The 18,605-nt window shown below is 59.8% G+C and carries 19 protein-coding genes and 2 pseudogenes; 16 read left to right on the forward strand and 5 right to left on the reverse strand.

The window, feature by feature from the left end; genetic code table 11:
* The first annotated feature begins 905 nt into the window (after window positions 1-905).
* The 3 genes from ACVJ5M_RS15405 to ACVJ5M_RS15415 all read left to right on the forward strand — a co-directional run bounded on the left by ACVJ5M_RS15405 (window position 906) and on the right by ACVJ5M_RS15415 (window position 2,142).
* On the forward strand, window positions 906-1,220 hold the full coding sequence (locus ACVJ5M_RS15405) for a hypothetical protein (protein ID WP_231142700.1): 315 nt from the start codon (window positions 906-908) through the stop codon (window positions 1,218-1,220).
* A 42-nt stretch (window positions 1,221-1,262) separates the two neighbouring features.
* Window positions 1,263-1,454 carry a hypothetical protein gene (locus ACVJ5M_RS15410; protein ID WP_231142698.1) on the forward strand — a complete coding sequence of 64 codons (192 nt, stop codon included), beginning with the start codon at window positions 1,263-1,265 and terminating at the stop codon, window positions 1,452-1,454.
* Between the two features lie 439 nt (window positions 1,455-1,893).
* Window positions 1,894-2,142, forward strand: a complete 249-nt coding sequence (locus tag ACVJ5M_RS15415) for a hypothetical protein (protein ID WP_014493719.1) — start codon at window positions 1,894-1,896, stop codon at window positions 2,140-2,142.
* 38 nt (window positions 2,143-2,180) lie between these two features.
* Here ACVJ5M_RS15415 and ACVJ5M_RS15420 read toward each other — a convergent pair whose 3' ends face one another.
* From ACVJ5M_RS15420 to ACVJ5M_RS15430, 3 genes are all read right to left on the reverse strand, one after another.
* Window positions 2,181-2,378 (reverse strand): hypothetical protein, encoded by a 198-nt coding sequence (locus ACVJ5M_RS15420; protein WP_028153017.1) that lies wholly within the window; start codon window positions 2,376-2,378, stop codon window positions 2,181-2,183.
* A complete protein-coding gene (locus ACVJ5M_RS15425) occupies window positions 2,375-2,575 on the reverse strand; it encodes a hypothetical protein (protein WP_063982055.1) in 201 nt (66 codons plus the stop codon). The genes ACVJ5M_RS15420 and ACVJ5M_RS15425 overlap by 4 nt, the downstream gene beginning before the upstream one ends.
* A 211-nt stretch (window positions 2,576-2,786) precedes the next feature.
* Window positions 2,787-3,473: an SOS response-associated peptidase gene (locus ACVJ5M_RS15430; RefSeq protein ID WP_354077023.1), complete on the reverse strand. Its 687-nt coding sequence runs from the start codon at window positions 3,471-3,473 to the stop codon at window positions 2,787-2,789.
* A 389-nt stretch (window positions 3,474-3,862) separates the two neighbouring features.
* On the opposite strand from ACVJ5M_RS15430, the gene ACVJ5M_RS15435 reads away from it, so the two are divergent.
* From ACVJ5M_RS15435 to ACVJ5M_RS15450, 4 genes are all read left to right on the forward strand, one after another.
* Window positions 3,863-4,270 carry a hypothetical protein gene (locus tag ACVJ5M_RS15435; RefSeq protein WP_085405751.1) on the forward strand — a complete coding sequence of 136 codons (408 nt, stop codon included), beginning with the start codon at window positions 3,863-3,865 and terminating at the stop codon, window positions 4,268-4,270.
* A 491-nt stretch (window positions 4,271-4,761) separates the two neighbouring features.
* Window positions 4,762-5,280: a Cache 3/Cache 2 fusion domain-containing protein gene (locus tag ACVJ5M_RS15440; protein ID WP_063982057.1), complete on the forward strand. Its 519-nt coding sequence runs from the start codon at window positions 4,762-4,764 to the stop codon at window positions 5,278-5,280.
* Between the two features lie 328 nt (window positions 5,281-5,608).
* Complete coding sequence (locus ACVJ5M_RS15445) at window positions 5,609-5,962, forward strand: hypothetical protein (RefSeq protein WP_063982058.1); 354 nt, start codon at window positions 5,609-5,611, stop codon at window positions 5,960-5,962.
* A 556-nt stretch (window positions 5,963-6,518) separates the two neighbouring features.
* On the forward strand, window positions 6,519-6,758 hold the full coding sequence (locus ACVJ5M_RS15450) for a hypothetical protein (protein ID WP_187387993.1): 240 nt from the start codon (window positions 6,519-6,521) through the stop codon (window positions 6,756-6,758).
* 5 nt (window positions 6,759-6,763) lie between these two features.
* Here ACVJ5M_RS15450 and ACVJ5M_RS15455 read toward each other — a convergent pair.
* A pseudogene (locus ACVJ5M_RS15455) lies at window positions 6,764-6,877 on the reverse strand (hypothetical protein); the annotation flags it as partial.
* Window positions 6,878-7,086: 209 nt separating this feature from the next.
* On the opposite strand from ACVJ5M_RS15455, the pseudogene ACVJ5M_RS15460 reads away from it, so the two are divergent.
* From ACVJ5M_RS15460 to ACVJ5M_RS15500, 9 genes and pseudogenes are all read left to right on the forward strand, one after another.
* Window positions 7,087-7,239 (forward strand): annotated as a pseudogene (locus tag ACVJ5M_RS15460) (transposase); the annotation flags it as partial.
* Window positions 7,206-8,273, forward strand: a complete 1,068-nt coding sequence (locus ACVJ5M_RS15465; RefSeq protein WP_231142186.1) for an IS3 family transposase — start codon at window positions 7,206-7,208, stop codon at window positions 8,271-8,273. The pseudogene ACVJ5M_RS15460 and the gene ACVJ5M_RS15465, both read left to right, overlap by 34 nt.
* Before the next feature lie 261 nt (window positions 8,274-8,534).
* Window positions 8,535-10,685 carry an acyltransferase family protein gene (locus tag ACVJ5M_RS15470; RefSeq protein ID WP_084795043.1) on the forward strand — a complete coding sequence of 717 codons (2,151 nt, stop codon included), beginning with the start codon at window positions 8,535-8,537 and terminating at the stop codon, window positions 10,683-10,685.
* Between the two features lie 360 nt (window positions 10,686-11,045).
* A complete protein-coding gene (gene tnpA / locus ACVJ5M_RS15475) occupies window positions 11,046-11,498 on the forward strand; it encodes an IS66-like element accessory protein TnpA (RefSeq protein WP_144030647.1) in 453 nt (150 codons plus the stop codon).
* Window positions 11,495-11,851 (forward strand): IS66 family insertion sequence element accessory protein TnpB, encoded by a 357-nt coding sequence (gene tnpB, locus ACVJ5M_RS15480; RefSeq protein WP_007606730.1) that lies wholly within the window; start codon window positions 11,495-11,497, stop codon window positions 11,849-11,851. Before tnpA ends, tnpB begins: the two co-directional genes overlap by 4 nt.
* A gap of 69 nt (window positions 11,852-11,920) precedes the next feature.
* Window positions 11,921-13,450, forward strand: coding sequence for an IS66 family transposase (tnpC, locus tag ACVJ5M_RS15485; protein ID WP_354132706.1), 1,530 nt, complete (start codon window positions 11,921-11,923; stop codon window positions 13,448-13,450).
* 109 nt (window positions 13,451-13,559) lie between these two features.
* Window positions 13,560-13,949: a tyrosine-type recombinase/integrase gene (locus ACVJ5M_RS15490; protein ID WP_063982062.1), complete on the forward strand. Its 390-nt coding sequence runs from the start codon at window positions 13,560-13,562 to the stop codon at window positions 13,947-13,949.
* A 355-nt stretch (window positions 13,950-14,304) separates the two neighbouring features.
* A complete protein-coding gene (locus tag ACVJ5M_RS15495; protein ID WP_187387994.1) occupies window positions 14,305-16,167 on the forward strand; it encodes an acyltransferase family protein in 1,863 nt (620 codons plus the stop codon).
* A 319-nt stretch (window positions 16,168-16,486) separates the two neighbouring features.
* Entirely contained in the window at window positions 16,487-16,678 is a 192-nt protein-coding gene (locus ACVJ5M_RS15500; protein ID WP_063982064.1) for a hypothetical protein, read from the forward strand.
* 313 nt (window positions 16,679-16,991) lie between these two features.
* On the opposite strand, the gene ACVJ5M_RS15505 is transcribed toward ACVJ5M_RS15500, so the two are convergent.
* Window positions 16,992-18,326, reverse strand: coding sequence for an IS5 family transposase (locus ACVJ5M_RS15505; RefSeq protein ID WP_456679348.1), 1,335 nt, complete (start codon window positions 18,324-18,326; stop codon window positions 16,992-16,994).
* Window positions 18,327-18,605 lie beyond the last annotated feature (279 nt).

The following is an 18,605-nucleotide window of genomic DNA, read 5'->3' on the forward strand; positions in this document are numbered from 1 at the left end:
TCATTCCGCCGAATCCGCTTCACCGCATTTGGCTAAAGTTTGACCCGTTGGGCCAACGATGCCGGGACGCTGTTGGCCGGACCTTTGGGGGTGGAAGATCTCCCACATCGGGGGCTGTTCTAATTAGGACAGCCGATCTGGCAGATTAGGACACAAATGAAAACGCCGCCCGCTTGAAATGAAGCGCAGGCGGCGGCGTTCCAGCCCCGAGAGGGATCAGCAAAATCCCGGATATTGATCAGTCCAAATGGATGACGAGAAGGTTCAACGGCACAACGCGACCAAGCTCAAATGGATGCTTAGCGGCGCTGCGTCGAACTGGGCACTGAAATCCCCCGCCCCAATAGATACGGGTAGGAGACGAGATCGTTTCACACCCGCAGAGGCGGATTAGGACACCATGGGATAGGACTTCATGCTGCCGTTTCCGGACGATTACATGCCGCCAGAAACAGGAGAGGCCGCCAACTGAGGTGGCCTCACTTCGGCGGCTGTAGCCCGGGCGATCTCAGCCACTCGTTCATGTGCGACCCGGTCTCGGCTTGGCAGGCCTTACGGATTGCATGCTCCCGATCAAAACCTGGGGGGAGTAGTTGAGCCTGCGCACGAAGCCGCTTGGCTTCTTCGACAAGGCGTTCCTCAAGGGAGCGGGTTTGCGTCACTCTCCGGCGCTCCGGCATGTCGCGCTCCTTGAGCCATTTGATCGACTCTCGTAACGGCTCGTCCGGTTTCAGTTCCAAAATTGAAACTAGGCCACGTCGGAAACATGCCAGCGGGCACGGCTCGGCGACAGCCTATTCTTGTGCATGGCCTCTCCGGCAGCAATCAGTCATCCGAGTGAAGATCGTATTGACTCATTGTTCATGATTTGTTCTTATTGTCCGGTCGTCAGGTGGAGATGGGCCGTGGACAACCGCATCAATGAAATCCGCAACATTATCAGAGCGTTACGCATCAGCATGCGAGAGGCCGAGGCCATCATGCACGAGCAGATCAATCGCGACGAGGACTGCACCTTCGTGGCGGAAGAGATCATGAAGATGCGCGTCGTGATGAGCGGCCTGGTTCAGGAGCGGACACGGCTCGGCGACAGCGAGCCTATTCTCGTGCGCAGCCTCTTCGTTCCGCGCCGGCCGCCGGCAACGCCGCGGACTGGTCTTGCCAAGCGCCGCCTCGTACCGCACGGAGTTGAGCAGCAACGGGGCCACGCACGCCCGTGATCATGGATGGACAATCTCAGGCGGTTTCCGGCGCCGTGGGTCATGATCGCGGAAGAGGAGTGCTTCCGAGTCAAGGACGCGAACGGCTTCACGATCTGCTGCGTTCTTCATCGCGATGATCTGCACTCGTGGGGCTATCAGTATGCCCACCAATATCTATCGCGCGACGAGGCGCGACGGATCGCAACGGCAATCGCGCGATTGCCGGAGCTGTTGAAGCGTCCTCAGTATTGAGCTGTTCGCTTTGCCAGGTCCCCTTTGGAACTTCTTGCTCCAAACTGGAATTGGTCTTGTGGTCGGCCCACCGCCGATGGCCGGCCTGGAATGGCGGCTCCGGCGCCCCCCAGCCCCCCGTCCCGCGCCGGGGCCGTTTTCAGGAGTTAGGTGGGACAAAAACACCGGCGGCACCGCCGCCAGACGTTCAGCAGCCACCTGTAGATCGTTGTCTGAAGATCGATTTCGGTCTCGACGAAACACGCCTGAAACATTGCTGAAACCCGATTGTCCTGAACGCCGCGCCCGTTGGCCCCGACCAACGGAGCGAGAAGGAGACAAGCCATGATCCAGGTCGGTTCGAAAGAAGAAGTCGCGTTTCTGCTGGCACTGTTCGGCACGCACACCCAGCCGGTCAAGCGGCCGAAGCCGAAATCGCAGCAACGCTGAAGGCGGAGCCATGCCCGGTTTGGCCGATTGCCAGAGCCTCTTGCGTCTCTTGATCGCAAGGGGCGATCCGAGGGCCATTCCGCTCGCCAAAGGCGCCATCGATCAATATTTGAACACCGCGCCGGCCAGCCTCCGCGGGCGCGGCCTGCGCGTGCTCCAGCGCGACGCGCTCGACCAGCACGGTGCCGCGGTCGGGGTGCAGCGCTCCTTCGCGGAGACGGTGGACGCCTATATCGAGCGCAAGCTTGCGGAGGAGTGACACCTTCCAGTGCGGCGGTTCAGGCGCGTGGCTGCCGGTCAGGCTGCGATGGGCGGCGTGGCTTGCGCCAGCAACAGGCCGATCTTCCGGTCGAGCTGCCAGACCTCGACGTTGCCCCGGCGCGTGAACTGTTGTGCGACGCGAAGCGCGGATGCATCGGAGTCAGCCTCGAACGCTTCGGCGGAGCGAAACACGCCGTTCTCGCCGACCAGATAGGCGCGGTATTGCCGGCTCATGTCGGCGCCCTCAGGCCCGGCGAATGCAGCCAGGACTCGATCTGCATGGCCGTCTCGTCCTGTCGCGCCCGGCGCAGCAGGATCTCACGGCGCCGTCCCGGCGCAAGCGACTGGGCCTCCTCGCGAAGGCGAGCGGCCTCGTCAGCGAGCCGCTCCTTGAGAGTTTTGGACTGTTTGTAACGACGTCGCTTCAGCATGGCATTGCTCCCTCGTTCGAGTGGGGCGGGAGCGCAACTGGCGTTCTCATCCGACCGATGCCAAGTGCCGCTGCGGTGATATTTCAACTCTACGCCTCGGGCCGAGGAGAGTCAGTATCATTTGTTAAGTGGATCGAAGAATCTCTCGGGCGTCATCGCAGCTCGGTTTGAGCAGTTTATTCCTATCGCGTGCAGGTAGTTCCTAAGTTCACTATTGAACGGAAGTGGCGTCGGCGATTGAAGGTCTATCCTCCTTGTCTGCGCCCCGCGCCACGATTTTAAGCGCTTGATCTGACAAAGGCCGTTGCAGCGCCTTAGCCTCGTCCCATGGCGCCCGCAGCCAAGCATCTCGTTCTTCGGCCGTCGTCAGGATCACCGGCATTGCCTTTGGATGAATGGGCTCGACAACGGCATTCGGCGCCGTCGTGAGAAAGCCATGGACCTGATGAGGTCCAGGCACGGGCTTTGACTTCGTACCGCGATCGCCCTTGAAAGTTGTCCAGATACCGGCGAACGCGAACAGCGGCCGCGTCTCGTCCATCGCAAACCACACGACGTCCTTCTTCTTTGTTTCCGGATTCGGCTCAGGGGCATACTCAGCAAAACTGTTGACGGGCACGAGACAGCGATGCTCCGGCTTGAGCCATGCGCGCCAGTGCGGCGACGAGGTGTTGCGGATGTTGGTGACGGGCGGGCCGGGCTTGCTCGGTGGTGGCGGCATGCCCCAACGCATCATCACAATCTCCCGTTCGCCCCCACCTGCGTCGCGAATGACCGGTGCCGGGTAATCCGGAAATACGCCCGGCATTGGTGGCAAGTTACCCTCGTAGCGACGGACCACGCGGAAGAGCCCGGCGATGGCGGCCTGATTGGTGGTGATCGAATACAGATTGCACATGGAGACGATTATTCCTTACCGCTCGCCAGGCCAAAGGTAGTTTCGAGTGAGGGGGGTCGCTAGTTGTAATGATGCTTGTATTCGCATCAATGGGCAAACAGACGTCAGGTTGGCCTGTGCATTAAGGGCCAATTCCGGACATTGCTTAGGGGCCACAGTGTCTTCGTGTGACGCCACCTGTTTCCCGGATGCGTCAAGTGACGTAGAATGCCACTGCCCCTTGAAGCGGGACGTGCCGAAATCACCGTCCGGGCAAACGAGCAGCACTTGTGCCGTCGGCAAGCACGCTCTCTTAGAAGCCGTTCTTTTTTCGGTTTCGTACCACCGTTCACCACGAACTTTGCGCGCTGCTTATGCGGCGGCTCGTTCGGTAACGTCGGGAGAAAGCGATGAGCAAGATCGATCGAAGGTCCGCACTGGGAATCGCGTTGGCTGCAGTTTCGGCTGCCATGGTCAAGCCAGCCGCCGCTCAAGCCACAAGCTACAAGGATACGACGCCTTGGCCAGGTGTCGTGGTGCGTGAATATGAAGGCGAAACACCATCCTTGATCCCAGGTTTTAAGACCGTCTCAATGCGCGATATCATTATGCAGCCGGGGTCAAAGACCATGGGGCCCCCGATGATGAATGCCATGATCTGCCATATCACCGAAGGGGAGCTTCGGCTTGAGCAGGAGGGAAAGACCTTTACGGGCAAGAAGAATTTTGTCTGGACCTGCAACAAGGAAACAAAAGAACAGGCGTTCAACGATGGGAATGTGGTCGCGATTATGCGGATCACCGACCTAAAGGCTTAACGCTCGTTTCTTCGCAAGAGATCGATTGTGGGTGCGGATGGTGCATGCGACAACGCGCCATCCGCGTGCAGGACCGCCTCGGTCAATCGCATCGATCAGCGACCGTGTCGCCTATGTCCGGTCTGCCCAACAGAGCGCATTTCTGTGATTGCTCGAGTGCCGCCGGGCTCGTCAGTTTCGGGTACCCCGACTACAAATCTAATGCAGGACCTTGAAGCAGAGTGAACCGTGTACCAACGCGCGGGCCGCGACCGCGCTTTGCGGCAAGGCAGAAGTGATGTAACTTCTCTTGCGAGCTGCCATGAGGACGTGCCGACAGTCCTGTATTCGCCAATTATCTTAGCGGCAGCGCTGATGCCGTCGGCGGGCAAATTCTTAGACCTGTAATCTCTGGTCTGTTCAATCGCAGTCAAAACCGAGGCGCGAATGTCGTGCACACCGCGTGATGTGCGCGTGAAGGAAAATGCCGTATTTCACATCAGGAGCTTACAATGGATCGGAAAACCTTTCTGGTCGGCATTATGGCCGCCGCATGCCTTGTTGCACTAACGCCGGGCACCGGGCACGCCCAAGCGGATCCGAGAGTAACGAAATCGATGGAAACCTTAAAAGCTATGACGGCGAAATTAGGAGCCCCCAAGCTCGAAGGAAGGGAAGCTGTTGGGGGTAAAGACGCACCCGCTCTGCATTTCGGCACGACTAAGATCAATAACAACTTTGACATCGTCGACGCGGTTGGAAGCGAGGACGGCAAAGGGATGACGGCCACGCTGTTTGCAAAAGACGGAGGCGAATACGTCCGAGTGTCCACAAGTGTGCCAAAACCCGATGGAAGCGGCCGAGCAGTTGGCACCGTCCTGGCCGGGCCAGCGCTTGAAGCGATCAAGGCGGGGAAGAGCTATTACGGCGAGGTGCCTATACTGGGTACGCCCTACATAACCGGATACGAACCGATCAAGGACAGTACGGGCGCCGAAATCGGCACCTATTACGTCGGCTACAAGAAGTAGTTGAGAGCCATGAGAAATCGTCTGGCAACACTGGACGCGCGGCCGTAGCTGTCGAGGTCCGAGTTGGGTCAAAACCGGCAATACTCTGGTTGGCAGAGAATTTCTGCTCAAATCCCAAAAACCGACGTCGCCGATTTGCCGGTTGGAATGACGGCGCCGGCGCGACCCGCACCCGGAGCCGCTTTGGCGTCTTTGACACGTCGGGCAACACACTGGCATAATACTATCATTGAGACGATTTCGTTCGTACCCGCGCCGGAGATTCATCCGCCGCGGGTTTTTTTATTCTCGAACCAGGACCGGACCTGATTGCAACGGGGTTTTTCAGATGACCGAATTGGTGAACAAGCGTTCTGAAGTGGCGTTGGTGAGGGAGGCGGCTCGCAGAACTTTGAAGCAGCGAACGATGACTGAGATCAAATCCTTTGCGCGGACGCACACGGTACACGCCGTGAATACTCTCGTGAAGATCATGCTCGACAAGAATGCTCCAGCGCATGCACGTGTCTCGGCCGCCAATGCCATTCTCGATCGCGGATGGGGCAAGCCGTTGCAGCCCATCGCGAATGAAGACGGTAAGCCCTTGAGTTCATTCATCGCATCGAGCGGGTCATTGTACATCCCGGCGACGGTCAAACGTTCGACGCCCATGTTGAGGAATCCGTGCTCCGCGAACCGCTAAGCGTTCTTGGAAGCATCGGCGCGACGGGCGATTTCGACGTCTCTCACGAAGAGCTTTGGCTGCGTTCGCAGGAGAATACATGAGCACTGACCGACAGAAGCCGCGCCAACCGCGGATTGAGCCAGATCCCCCAGCTCAAGGCATTGCGGAATTGACCGGTTGGCCGCGCTGGATGGCCGACGCGCTTACATACAGACCACAGAGCCCGGCTCTAGACGTCGGCTCGCCGGGTGAAACGGCTGCATTGGAGGGCAACGCGACCGGTTCGGTGGGCTTGGCGTCTCTCTAGTGCAAGTCTCAAAAGTCCCTGAAAACACTGACGATCACTACAATATGTTAGGGGGCGTACCCCCCAAAGGTCAAGTCGAGGCAAGCCGAATTGATGTGACCGTTGTGACAGTGCTGTGACCACAATTTGCCGACGCACGCGCGGCATGGGGGAAACTTGCAAGCGTCAACCTATCTGATGCCCCCGCAAAAATAATCCGTCATTTTTCGCAAGTTTAAGTTGGCGCACATCCCAGCGTGTACTTGTCGGACACAGGAGAGCTCGTGCATGAACCCGAATCTTACTCCTGTTACTTCATACGTGATCGACAACGTGCACCACGCGCACGACGAAGTATGCGAGAGGACGGACCTCGTCGAGCGCGAAGGCGAAACAGATCAGTTCCCAGTTGGTGCGCCTGAAGACATCGCGTTCGATCCACCCAGGATGAACGTGCGAAATGTTGAGGCAGCCCTATCGGTCATGAAAGTCGATCCGGCCAAGGTAAAATGCGTAGCGTCCCAATAAAGCCAATGGCCTGCGTGATACGTTGGGCACGTTTGGTCGCAGAGATAATCGACCGGTTTGAGCAAGTCGACCCTTCCGGGATACTTAGACTGAACGTGAAAGCGCCTGAGGCTGCTCATATGAAGGTGCTCACGCCATATGACCCTCGGGAAGGGATCAGTTTAGCTGCGGCAGCTAGAAGGGCAGGAAAATCTGAGACCACGATCCGGAATTGGTGTCCTCAACATGGACTTGGCCGGCGGGTCGGTGGTGGCGTTTGGGTCGTTGACCTGCCCCTGCCGATTTCCTCCAGTTGAAGTTAGAGTCCGGCCTTCTGAAGGACGGACAGATGAAGCGAGCCAGGTTTACGGAAGAGCAGATTATTGGCGTGCTGCGTGAGCATGAGGCGGGTGCGAAGGCTGCCGATTTGGCGCGGAAGCATGGCGTCTCTGAAGCGACGCTGTACAATTGGAAGGCGAAGTTCGGCGGTCTGGACGTCTCCGATGCCAAGCGGTTGCGGCAACTCGAGGACGAGAACGCCAAGCTGAAGAAGCTGCTGGCCGAGCAGATGCTGGATGCTGCAGCGCTACGCGAGCTTTTGTCAAAAAAATGGTAGGGCCCGTCGCCAAGCGCGAAGCCGTCGCGCACCTGCAGGCCGTCATGGGTCTGGCGGAGCGGCGGGCCTGCGGCATCGTCGGCGCTGACCGCAAGATGGTTCGGTACCGATCGTGCCGACCGCCGGACACCGAACTACGCGGCCACTTGCGCGAGCTTGCTAATGCCCGTCGGCGGTTCGGCTACCGCCGGCTGTTCGTGCTGCTTCGCCAGCAGGGCGAGCCGTCCGGGCGGAACCGGATCTACCGTCTGTATCGAGAGGAAGGCCTCAGCGTGCGCAAGCGCCGGGCCCGCCGCCGCGCCGTGGGCACCCGAGCGCCGATACTGGTCGAGGCTCGGCCGAACGCCCGGTGGTCGCTGGATTTTGTCCACGACCAGTTCGCCAGCGGCCGTCGCTTCCGGGTCCTGAATATCGTCGATGACGTGACCCGGGAATGTCTGGCGGCCATCCCCGACACCTCGATCCAGGGGCGGCGGGTGGCACGCGAACTGACGGCGCTGATCAATCAGCGCGGCAAGCCGGGCATGATCGTCTCCGACAACGGCACCGAGTTCACCTGCAATGCCATGCTGGCCTGGTCGGAGGAGAACAAGATCGACTGGCACTTCATTGCGCCGGGCAAGCCGATGCAGAACGGCTTCTGTGAAAGCTTCAACGGCCGGATGCGGGACGAGCTTCTCAACGAAACCTTGTTCTTCGGCCTCGATCACGCCCGCGCCAAGATTGCGGATTGGGTCGGCGACTACAACGGCCAACGCCCGCATTCCTCGCTCGGCTATCTGACCCCTGCGGCCTATGCCGCCTACCTCACCGCAACGTGCGATCGGCTGCGCAACCCCGACCAGCTCCGCCGATCGCACGTTGCTCACACCGCGCCAAACGGCGTAACATCCGCCGAGACTCTAACCGCTACTGGGTGAAACTTCAGGGGCAGGTCATCGTCAGTCAAGTTGCACTTGCCATGTTCCTAGACGGGGATGAGGCGGCGCTCGCGGCTTACCATGCGGGCGATCATTCGAACTTGCGAGTGGTGCGGTACGTTGATCGCTTCGGCGTCCCCCTGCCCAAACCCTCCAAATGTCCAGAATAGGTGATTTTCGACAGCGGAATAGAAACGCTTGGAAATAATTAGACACATATCGAAAAACATGCCACGACGCACCTAGGGTGGAACGAGCGGCATGATCCATACTGTGGTTGGAGTGCTTCGCAACGCTACTCAGTTGCGACAGCATTATTCCCGGATGCAAGGCGCCCGCAGACAAGCGGAGTTGCTCGACAGTTTTCCGCGAGACGCGCCAACAAAAACATTTGTCGAGTTTGGATCTTATCCAGGGCAGTTCAACCGCGCCGGACGCGCGCCGATCAACACAACTACGCTCGCCCAAAGCTATCGCCCCGATATCGACGGGTTGCGGGCGGTGGCTGTGCTTTTGGTGGTGATCTTCCATGCGTTCCCTAATGAAGCGTGGCTTCCTGGCGGCTTTGTTGGCGTTGACGTGTTTTTTGTCATCTCCGGATATCTCATCTCGAAAATCCTGTTCAGCGAAATCGAGCAGCACCGCTTCTCCTTGGCGGGCTTTTATGGGCGCCGCATCAGGCGCATCTTTCCTGCCCTCGCCGTATGCCTCACCGCCGTCTTGGTATATGGCTTCGTCGTATTGATGCCCTCGCAGCTTGCTCAACTCGGCAAGCAGGTATTTTTCGGGGCCAGCTTCCTGTCTAACATCGCGCTCTGGAGCGAGAGCGGGTACTTCGACGGTGCCGCTACTTCAAAGCCGCTACTGCATCTTTGGTCTTTGGGGATTGAAGAGCAGTTTTATATTCTCTGGCCACCGCTGCTTTGGGTTGCTTTCAAACTAAAGGCTACGATTGGGCGATTGACAGCTGGGTTGCTTGTGGCCTCCTTTGTGGTCAACTTGGCTCTCTCGCTCACTGACACATCGAGCGATTTCTACCTGCCGGTCTCCCGCTTCTGGGAACTACTGGCGGGTGCAGCACTGGCTTGGCGACCGGATATCAATCTCAAAGCAAGCCTCAGGCATGTAATTTCAATTACGGGCATTGCAGCCATTGCAATCTCTGCGGCTTCGTTCGCACCCGAGATGCGCTTTCCCGGATGGCTCGCTTTGCTACCTGTGGCGGGGTCGATCGCGGTCATCATGGCGGGACCAAATGCCATTGTTAACAAAACGATCCTTTCAAACCGCGCTGCGGTATCCATAGGCCTTATCAGCTATCCCCTATACCTTTGGCACTGGCCACTGATCGCCTTCTCCTATGTTATCCGAGGGAAGCCCCCAACCTCTCTTATGGCTTTCGGACTTGTGGTTGCGAGCTTGCTGCTAGCTTGGGCCACGTATCGTTTCATTGAGCAGCCCGTTCGTCTTAATTCAAATCGCTTTCGATACACTGCCATTGCGGCGGCATGCGTCGCCGTGCTTGGCGCTTCTGGCTTGATGGTATCGATCATAGGTGGTGTGCCTCAACGGTTTCAGGCCAGCCTTGATCTGGAGAAGATGAATGCTGCCACTCTCGATGAGACCTACGCGCCGACGAAGGGCATGAACGTTCTTGAATTTGATCGCCGCAGAAATTCCGTAGTGGCGCAGATCGGACAAGGCGACCGTAAAGTCGCGCTGGCAGGCAATAGCACAATGTTCCACTACGGCCCTCGTTTGCAGCAACTCGAAGACCAAGGGCAGTTGGCGGTCAGCGCTTATTTTGTGACAGGCCCAGCATGCCCGTTGGTGCCTGGCGTGACCGCACGCGATGAATTTGCAGACTGCGGCGTCGTCGTGAACAGATTGTCGGAACTGGTACGAAGAGAGAAAGTGCAAGCGGTCGTTATCAGTCCTCATTATTGGCCAAGGAAACATGCCTTCATCGAACGGGCTGGCACGTCTATCCCTCTGGAGGGAGGAGACGAAGGCAGGCGCGCTTTCTATGCCAATCTCGAAGATTTTGTTCGCGAATTGAAGCGAAACGCGACGGTTTACCTTGTGCTAGGCGCGCCGCAGTCCCCTACCGCTCTAAATCCCCAACGCATGGTCACTCGAAGTGTCACTGGGATTCGTGTCGATCCGAATGCCCAATCATCCGTGCGAATTACCGATTTGCGAGCGCCTTTTGCTCAGCATGACGCAGATCTACGCACCGTCGCGGAGCGCACGGGCGCGAAGTTGCTAGATGTCTTTCCTGACGTTTGCGGTAACGGTGAGATGTGTTCACCCTTTTTTGGAGCGCGCGAGCCGATATTTTCGGACGGCGTCCATTTGCGTCCTGTGTTTGTACGGGAGCATTTGCACTTCCTGGATTTTCTTTTGATGTAGTGCCTCTCTTTTTACCGCAATGTCCGAGTGTCGTCCCTTCTCGGAAGAAGGCAGATCCGAGACCGGCCCAGATGCGCGCCGGAAAGTTCGCGGCTTTCACCAAACTCGTAACACCAGCAGCGTTGGCATGGCCACGCATCATCCATCTCGCGTATTTACAACCTCATGCAGAGCGCATGAGGACAAGAAATGGACGACCCCACCAGGTTTGAACAATTGGTGAAATTTCGTGCGCCGACTGGTTTGTCGGAAGCGATTGACGGCGCGGCCAGACTGAAGTGGCGTAAGCGCTGTTTCGGTCCCACCTTCCATTGAAGGCGTCGAGCGAGGAATGATCGATCTCTGATTGGAGATCGGCTTGTGTCTAAGCTTGAACATATGCTTGAGCCCAGGACCTCGGTTCGTCTGGTCGAGGTCATCACGGAGAGCGGCCGACGCCGGCAGTTCTCGGCCGACGACAAGGCGCGGTTCGTCGAGGAGACGCTGGCCCCGGGAGCCGTGGTATCGGAGGTCGCGCGGCGGCACGGATTGTCGCCGCAACAGCTGTTTACGTGGCGCCGGCAAATGCGACAGCCGGTTGCGATCCCTGTGGCTCCCGAGCCGCAGACGTTCGTGCCCGCTGTCGTTACCCCATCGTCCACGCCGCCGGAGCGCTCACCGCGGCAGCGCCGACGCCTCCGGAAGGCGCTCGAGGGCGCCGAGAACAGCAGCATCATCGAGCTCGAGATCAACGGCGTCGCGGTCCGGGTCGGCCGCGGCGCGGATGCCGCGACGATTGCGGCCGTGATCCATGCGCTGAAGACCTGCACGTGATCGGTCCGACGGGCGCGGTGCGGGTGATGGTGGCGACCAGGCCGGTCGACTTCCGCAAGGGTGCCGAAGGGCTCGCGGCCCTGGTGCGTGAGAGCATCCAGGCCGATCCGTTCTCCGGCGCCGTGTATGTGTTCCGCGCCAAGCGCGCCGACCGGGTAAAGCTGATCTATTGGGACGGCACGGGTGTGTGCCTGTTCGCCAAGCGGCTTGAGACCGGTTCGTTCTGCTGGCCCAACGTGCAGGACGGCGTCATTCGCCTGACCGCGGCGCAGCTGTCAGCCTTGCTCGAAGGACTAGACTGGAAGCGCGTCCACGCCGCGCGCGAGACACCGTCGCCGATCCAAGCGAGTTGAACTGCGGCACAGTGAATCAGTATGCATGTCGCGCTCGCGGGATGCCGCGACGCATGGTGTAATCGCATCATGGCGACGACGGCCGACACGCTTCCGGACGATCCCGGCACGCTCAAGGCGATGCTGCTGGCCGAACGGGCGCGCGCCGCGCGGCTCGAGCAGATCATCAAGGAGTTGCAGCGTCATCGCTTCGGCCGCCGGGCCGAGACGCTGCCGGAGGACCAGTTGCTGCTCGGCCTGGAGGAGGTCGAGCAGGTCGAGGCGAGCAGTGATGCGGCGACCGATGCAGCCAATGCTGCCGAGCGATCGAGCCGAGCCGCACGGCGCCGCAGGAACAGAGGAGCGTTGCCGGCGCATCTGCCGCGGGTCGAGATGCTGGTCGACCTCGACGATCACGCCTGCCCGTGCTGTCAGCAGGCGCTGCACCGGATCGGCGAGGATGTGAGCGAACGACTGGATATCGTCCCGGCCCAGTTCCGGGTCCTAGTCGTAAGGCGGCCGAAGTATGCCTGCCGGGCCTGCGAGACCATGGTACAGGCACCGGCGCCAGCGCGGCTGATCGAGGGCGGGCTACCGACCGAAGCCACCGTGGCGCAGGTACTCGTCGCCAAATATGCCGACCATCTGCCGCTGTATCGGCAGGCTCAAATTTACGCCCGCCAGGGCCTCGAGCTGGATCGCTCGACCCTGGCCGATTGGGTCGGGCGGGCAGCCTTCCTGTTGCGGCCGGTGCATGAGCGACTGCTCGCGAGGCTGAAGCAGTCGCCAAAACTGTTTGCCGACGAGACCACCGCCCCGGTGCTCGATCCCGGACGCGGCCGCACCAAGACCGGCCAGCTCTGGGCCTATGCCCGCGACGACCGGCCCTGGGGCGGCACGGACCCGCCCGCCGTCGCCTATGTCTACGCTCCCGATCGCAAGGCCGAACGGCCGATCGTCCACCTCGCGGGTTTTGCCGGCATCCTCCAGGTCGACGGCTATGCCGGCTATCGGGTCATGGCCGAGCGCGGTGACGTAGAACTGGCGTTCTGCTGGTCCCATGTGCGCCGGCGCTTCTACGAACTCGCCGCGGCCGGTCCCGCACCGATCGCCAGCGAGGCACTCGAACGTATCGCCGGGCTCTACGTCATCGAAGCCGAGATCCGCGGCCGCACCGCCGACGAGCGTCGCGCCGTCCGCCAAGAGAAGAGCCGGCCGATCGCCGACGAGTTCGAACCCTGGATGCGCGCCAAGCTTGGTCTGATTAGCCAGAAGACCAAACTCGCGGAGGCCGTCCGATATGCGCTGTCGCGTTGGGACGGGCTGACGCGCTTCATTGCCGACGGCCGCGTCGAGATCGATTCCAACGTCGTCGAGCGCGCTATCCGCCCAATCGCGCTCAACCGCAAGAACGCCCTGTTCGCTGGCTCGGACGGCGGCGGCGAACACTGGGCCGTCATCGCCTCACTGATCGAAACCTGCAAGCTCATCGGCGTCGAACCCCACGCCTATCTCGCCGACGTCATCACCCGCATCGTCAACGACCACCCGAACAGCCAGATCGACGAACTGCTACCCTGGGCCTATCTCGCTACCCAAGAACGCTGGCGCGTGGCCTGAGAACATCGCTTACGAAGTGGCAGTCGAAATCCGAATACATTCGGCAGTCGGTAATCGTAAGACTGAAGGCGGACGGCATCGATCCGCGGCAGTTCGCTGGGGTGGCCTAATGGTGGCCCAAGGCGTAACCATAGCCATTGCTCGAGGATCTTCCACAAGCTGTCCGGTTGTCGCTCTGCGGGAATGGCTCGACGCGGCTGGCATTGAAGCCGGGCCAGTGTTCCGACCGGTCAACAAAGCCGGCACGGTGAGCGTGGGTAGGCTCACTGATCGATCGGTCGCCAACATCGTGAAGGTCTACGCTGGCGCCGCCGGCTTGGACGAAAAGCAATTCTCCGGGCACTCGCTGCGCCGCGGCTTCCTCACCTCGTCTGCTGCTGCGGGAAAGTCCATCTTCCGAATTCGAGACGTGAGCCGGCATAAGTCAATCGAGACGATGAGCGGCTACGTCCAAGAGGCGGAACTTTTTAAGGATCATGCTGGCGCCGGCCTGCTGTAGAGGTGTTCATGATTGTCGCGGTCTTATTGGCAACTAGCGTTGCTCAGATGCCTCCTGCCCCGCGGTTTAATCCGGAAATTTGCGCCAACGTCCAACGGACCGGACCAGGCTACATTGTCATGAAGGAAACGTGGGTGCTGCCCCGCCTGAAGTTGACTGCTGGTCAGCGCAGGCCGAGAGGACATGAACGTCGCGGGCCGCCTGCTGACCAATTTGATAGAAAAGACCTGCGCAGCACCTGCCAGTTAGTCGATTTCCGCCCCCGGAATAGTCCCGCTCGCGCAATGGTTGCCCTTGTGTGCTCGTTACGCTTTATTGCCCAATGTTTCTGGGGGCGCTGGCCGGGCGCTGGGACATGGGCAATCAAGCTATTTATAGACCGCACATTGACGGGCTCCGCGCCATCGCGGTTTCGCTGGTCGTCTTGTTCCACGCCTATCCGTCCACCTTCCCAGGCGGGTTCATTGGCGTTGACATCTTTTTCGTCATCTCCGGCTACTTGATCACGGGCATTATTGCTCGGGACGTTGGCGCGGGCCGCTTCGATCTGGCTGGCTTCTACGCAAGGCGAGCTCGCCGAATATTCCCGGCGCTTCTGGTTGTGCTGGCCGCCGCATTGGCCCTCGGCTACAGGTTGATGCTTCCAGACGCCTATCGGCAACTTGGCATCGACACGGCGGCGAGCGCGGCGTTCTCTGCCAATATCGCGCTCATGATGCAGTCCGGCTACTTCGACGTGGAATCGGCGAAGAAGCCACTTCTGCATTTATGGTCGCTCGGCATCGAAGAGCAGTTTTATCTTTTCTGGCCATTGGTTTTAATTGTATTTGCCCGCAAAGGCCTAAGCCTGTTCCGGGCGTCGCTGTTCCTCGGCTTGGCTTCATTCGCGCTAAATTTGGCGCTGATCGGCAATCACCCCATTGCGGCTTTCTATCTGCCGGTCACCCGAGCCTTTGAGCTTTTCGCGGGCGCAGCGCTTGCTTTGGGCTGTCGCGAGGCCTCGGAAGGGCGATGGCAGGACATTCGAGCACTGGCAGGCGCACTGTTGATCGGCTGCACGGTGGTTCTATTCGATAGCGCCACTCCATTTCCTGGCTGGCGGGCTGCGCTGCCCGTTATCGGAACGCTGCTTGTGCTTTCGTCTCCCGGCGCGTGGGGGTGCCGAGTCATTCTTGCCAGCCGACCGATGGTGTGGGGTGGTTTGATCAGTTATCCGCATTACCTCTGGCACTGGCCGCTGCTTGTCTACTTCGCGATGATCAAAACCGCCTCACTGACCGAAATCGAGCGTGGCCTAGTCATCAGCCTCAGCTTGCTGCTGGCATGGGTGACCTATCGGTTCATTGAATTTCCAATCCGGTTCGGCCGCAGCCAACCACTCAAGACCTGCGGCCTAGTCGCGGGGATGATGGCAATCGCGGCCGCCGGCATAATTGTGGTTCGATCGGATGGCTTTGACGGGCGGTTGCCTCCGCAGGTCCGAGCGATAGCTTCCATCCGCACGGATGGCTCTGGCTGGCGAGTCGGCGAATGCCTTCTCGATCTGAGTCAAAAAACAGATTACGCCGAAACGTGCGTCGATCACGGCAAGCGCCCGATGGTTTTCCTATGGGGCGATTCGACGGCCGGTGCGCTTCTGCCTGGACTGCGCCGAGCCCAAGAAACGCGCGAATTTGGCATTGCGCAATTCACTGCCAGCTCTTGCATGCCCGATCTGGACGGCCCTGCGAATTGCCGTGAAAACAATGCACGAGTGCTCGAAATCGCGGTGAAGATGGACCCGGAGGTTGTGCTGCTGCATGCCTACTGGGGTCTAAACTTGGATGGCGTGGCCGGCATTGTCGCGGCCCTGAAACAGCGCACTCACGCCCGTATAGTGGTCCTCGGTCCCGTGCCGGTGTGGCGGCGCGGCCTACCGCAGGAGGTCATTTTGCATTACTTGCAACATCAGGAATTGATCCCCGAAAGATCCAATATAGGAGTTTCCCTGAATTGGCAGGATGCCCCCATGCGGGCGAAGCTGGAACAGCTTGGAGCTGAGTTCATCTCGGCACGGGATGCACTCTGCGACCATCGGGGGTGTTTGACGAGAATTGGACCAACGGCGGCCGATCTCACCTCAAGCGATACAGTTCACCTCACTGACCGCGCATCTATTCTTCTAATGGCGACGGTGATCGATAAGGTGCTTTGGGGTCCACGAGCGCTAGCCTATTGACCTATAGCTTGGGCTCGACCGCTTCAGCCCTGCGAAATCCGGCGGCTGGCTCCTTGTCCGACTCCCTCGTAATCTTGGGCCATGACCAAGGCAGAGAACAGAGCGGCGGCGAGGGATGGGCCTATCGGTGGCATGGGCTATCGCCACTTAAAAACGGCCCCGGCATGGCTTTTGAGGTGTGAAGGCCGGGGCCGTTGGAGTTACCTTGGCGGTAATGGGGTCGCCACGGTGATCACGAGCATAGGAAAAACCGGCAATCAGTTCTGTCCACTTGTGCCCAAAGCGGTATAGTTCCTCATCGGGAACGGAACCGATCGCAATGAAGGACATGCAGGCTCAGTTAGAAAAGCTCCGCACGGATGCTGCCGAGTGCGCCTTGATCCGCGATCTTGCTACTGAACCCAAGAAGCGAGAACTGTTCACAAGGCTGGCCGAGCATCTGACAGTTCTGGCCGACGAGGTTGAACACGCCATTGCTGTTGCGGGACCTGAGCTGAAGCGGAAGGAATGACCGAACGAGGCTGGGTCGGCGTTTCGAGGATCCGGTCAAGATTGGCGAACGCACTCTGGTGACGCTCCTCGACGCCGGCGAGTACATCGCCGCGCTACCGAAGAAGGAGCACGCCGCACCGGAGTGGCAAGCGGCGATGGAAGCCTTGATCCTGGTGGCGGAAGGTGGCGGCCCGACGATGTTCGCTCGGATCGGCATCATGCGGGCATTGAACCGGCACCACGTCCCGAGCTTAACCCGAAGGGAAAGGAGCCCCATTGGGGCCGGCGCAAGCTCAAGAGTCGTTCGTGAAGAACTGGCGGCGGCGCCCGGCTCAAGCGGTGTTTCGAGCCGGGACGGTCTCGAAGAAGGCTCGGATGATGACACGCAAGAGCTCTGCGAGCCATCGCAGCAGCAGACCGAAGTTATAGCCGGCGGCGGCGAGAACAGCGTTGATGCGGTCGCCGAGGCGTCCCTTGAGATAATTTCTGTCCATGCGGTGCTCGGCCTTGACGTGGCCGATGACAGGCTCGACAGCCGCGCGACGCTCCATCTCGCGACGGATGGAAGCTGTGACGCGGCGGACCTGACCCGAGATCCAGACCCTGAACCGATGCGGGTGGTTGTGACCGCGATATCCTTTGTCGACGTGGATACGGCGAGTCTCCACCCCGGTGAGCTTCTCCATGTCGGCGATTACGGGACCGAGCGTGTGCCCATCGAAGGGATTGCCATGCAGGGCCTTGGCATGGAGCACGAACTGGCCGCCCTTCGGAGACGTCACAGGGGTGGCGATGCTGACCTTGCAGCCGAACTCGTAGGGCGCGCGGGCTTTACCTTTGCCGATGCACTCAACCTCCGGAGCATGTAACGCATAGACCTTCGGACCGCGCTGATGCTGATCCTGGCTGCGCACCTGCTGCGCTAAACCGAGCAACGGGCCGAAGCGAGCTTCCAGCACCGTATCGCCATCAATCTTGCGGCGGATGTCGCGGATGATCCGGCCAAGCCGTGTCCGCAGGAACTTGAGCTGCCGCCGGGCGCGTTTGAACTGGTGGGCGTGGGTATAGCGGCCGGTCATGATGGCGGCGCGCTTGGCCAGGCGCAGATAGCTCTGGCGTAGCGGCACACGGTTGCACTTGGCGAGCCCGACCAGCTTGGTGATTGCTCGATGCAGCAGCCGCGCGTCGGTCGGATGTGCAACCGCCTTGGGCTGCACTGTGGTATCGACGACCACCCGTTCCAGGTCCTTGGGACCGATGGCGCCGGTCTTGTGCGCCACTGAAAGACTTTCCTGGATCAGGGCGACGAGCTGTTCCTCGCCGAGCCGCTGCCGCCAGCGTGTCATCGACGATCGATCGAACGGCAGACGGTGGCAGAAGCTCAATTCGCCGCAGAAGTATTGGTAATAGGGGTTCTCGATCCAGCGAGCGCACAGCACCTCATCTGACAGGTTGTGCATGTGCTTCAAAATGAACAGGCCGGCGACTAGCCGCGTCGGCAAGCCCGGCTGGCCCGACCCTGCTTGGCACACTGAACTGAAGCGCTCATTCAGGATGTTCCAGTCGATCAGCGCTGCCAACCGCACCAGCGGATGACCCATGTCGATGATCTGATCAAGCGCCGGAAGCAACAGGTCTTTCTGGCGATCATCCCTCGGCTTGCTCATCGCATTCCCCAATGTCGACGACGCCGTCAGGGAATCACGAATCGCCCAAAAGCAAAATCCTAAAACGCAAGAAAGCGAGGTCCAACACCCCGCTTTCCTGCAAAATCGAATACTACATCAAGACAAATTCTGCTTATTTCTCAGATCAATCCGCATTCTTCACGGACGACTCAAGAGGGATCAGTAGAGAGGCCGCCGACCGACGCGGCCTTACTTTTTGAATAGCAGAATGAACACTACGACGACTGGTATGGCCCCGGCCGCGCAGATGAAAAACCG

The organism is Bradyrhizobium sp. S3.7.6, from assembly GCF_054061875.1.

Bases quoted from the DNA above. Each gene is read 5' to 3' on its own strand.
- ACVJ5M_RS15410 (WP_231142698.1), top strand. From the start codon at position 1,263: ATGATCGCGGAAGAGGAGTGCTTCCGAGTCAAGGACGCGAACGGCTTC.
- ACVJ5M_RS15415 (WP_014493719.1), top strand. From the start codon at position 1,894: ATGCCCGGTTTGGCCGATTGCCAGAGCCTCTTGCGTCTCTTGATCGCA.
- ACVJ5M_RS15420 (WP_028153017.1), bottom strand. From the start codon at position 2,378: ATGAGCCGGCAATACCGCGCCTATCTGGTCGGCGAGAACGGCGTGTTT.
- ACVJ5M_RS15425 (WP_063982055.1), bottom strand. From the start codon at position 2,575: ATGCTGAAGCGACGTCGTTACAAACAGTCCAAAACTCTCAAGGAGCGG.
- ACVJ5M_RS15430 (WP_354077023.1), bottom strand. From the start codon at position 3,473: ATGTGCAATCTGTATTCGATCACCACCAATCAGGCCGCCATCGCCGGG.
- ACVJ5M_RS15435 (WP_085405751.1), top strand. From the start codon at position 3,863: ATGAGCAAGATCGATCGAAGGTCCGCACTGGGAATCGCGTTGGCTGCA.
- ACVJ5M_RS15440 (WP_063982057.1), top strand. From the start codon at position 4,762: ATGGATCGGAAAACCTTTCTGGTCGGCATTATGGCCGCCGCATGCCTT.
- ACVJ5M_RS15445 (WP_063982058.1), top strand. From the start codon at position 5,609: ATGACCGAATTGGTGAACAAGCGTTCTGAAGTGGCGTTGGTGAGGGAG.
- ACVJ5M_RS15450 (WP_187387993.1), top strand. From the start codon at position 6,519: ATGAACCCGAATCTTACTCCTGTTACTTCATACGTGATCGACAACGTG.
- ACVJ5M_RS15470 (WP_084795043.1), top strand. From the start codon at position 8,535: ATGATCCATACTGTGGTTGGAGTGCTTCGCAACGCTACTCAGTTGCGA.
- tnpC (WP_354132706.1), top strand. From the start codon at position 11,921: ATGGCGACGACGGCCGACACGCTTCCGGACGATCCCGGCACGCTCAAG.
- ACVJ5M_RS15490 (WP_063982062.1), top strand. From the start codon at position 13,560: ATGGTGGCCCAAGGCGTAACCATAGCCATTGCTCGAGGATCTTCCACA.
- ACVJ5M_RS15495 (WP_187387994.1), top strand. From the start codon at position 14,305: ATGGGCAATCAAGCTATTTATAGACCGCACATTGACGGGCTCCGCGCC.
- ACVJ5M_RS15500 (WP_063982064.1), top strand. From the start codon at position 16,487: ATGAAGGACATGCAGGCTCAGTTAGAAAAGCTCCGCACGGATGCTGCC.
- ACVJ5M_RS15505 (WP_456679348.1), bottom strand. From the start codon at position 18,326: ATGAGCAAGCCGAGGGATGATCGCCAGAAAGACCTGTTGCTTCCGGCG.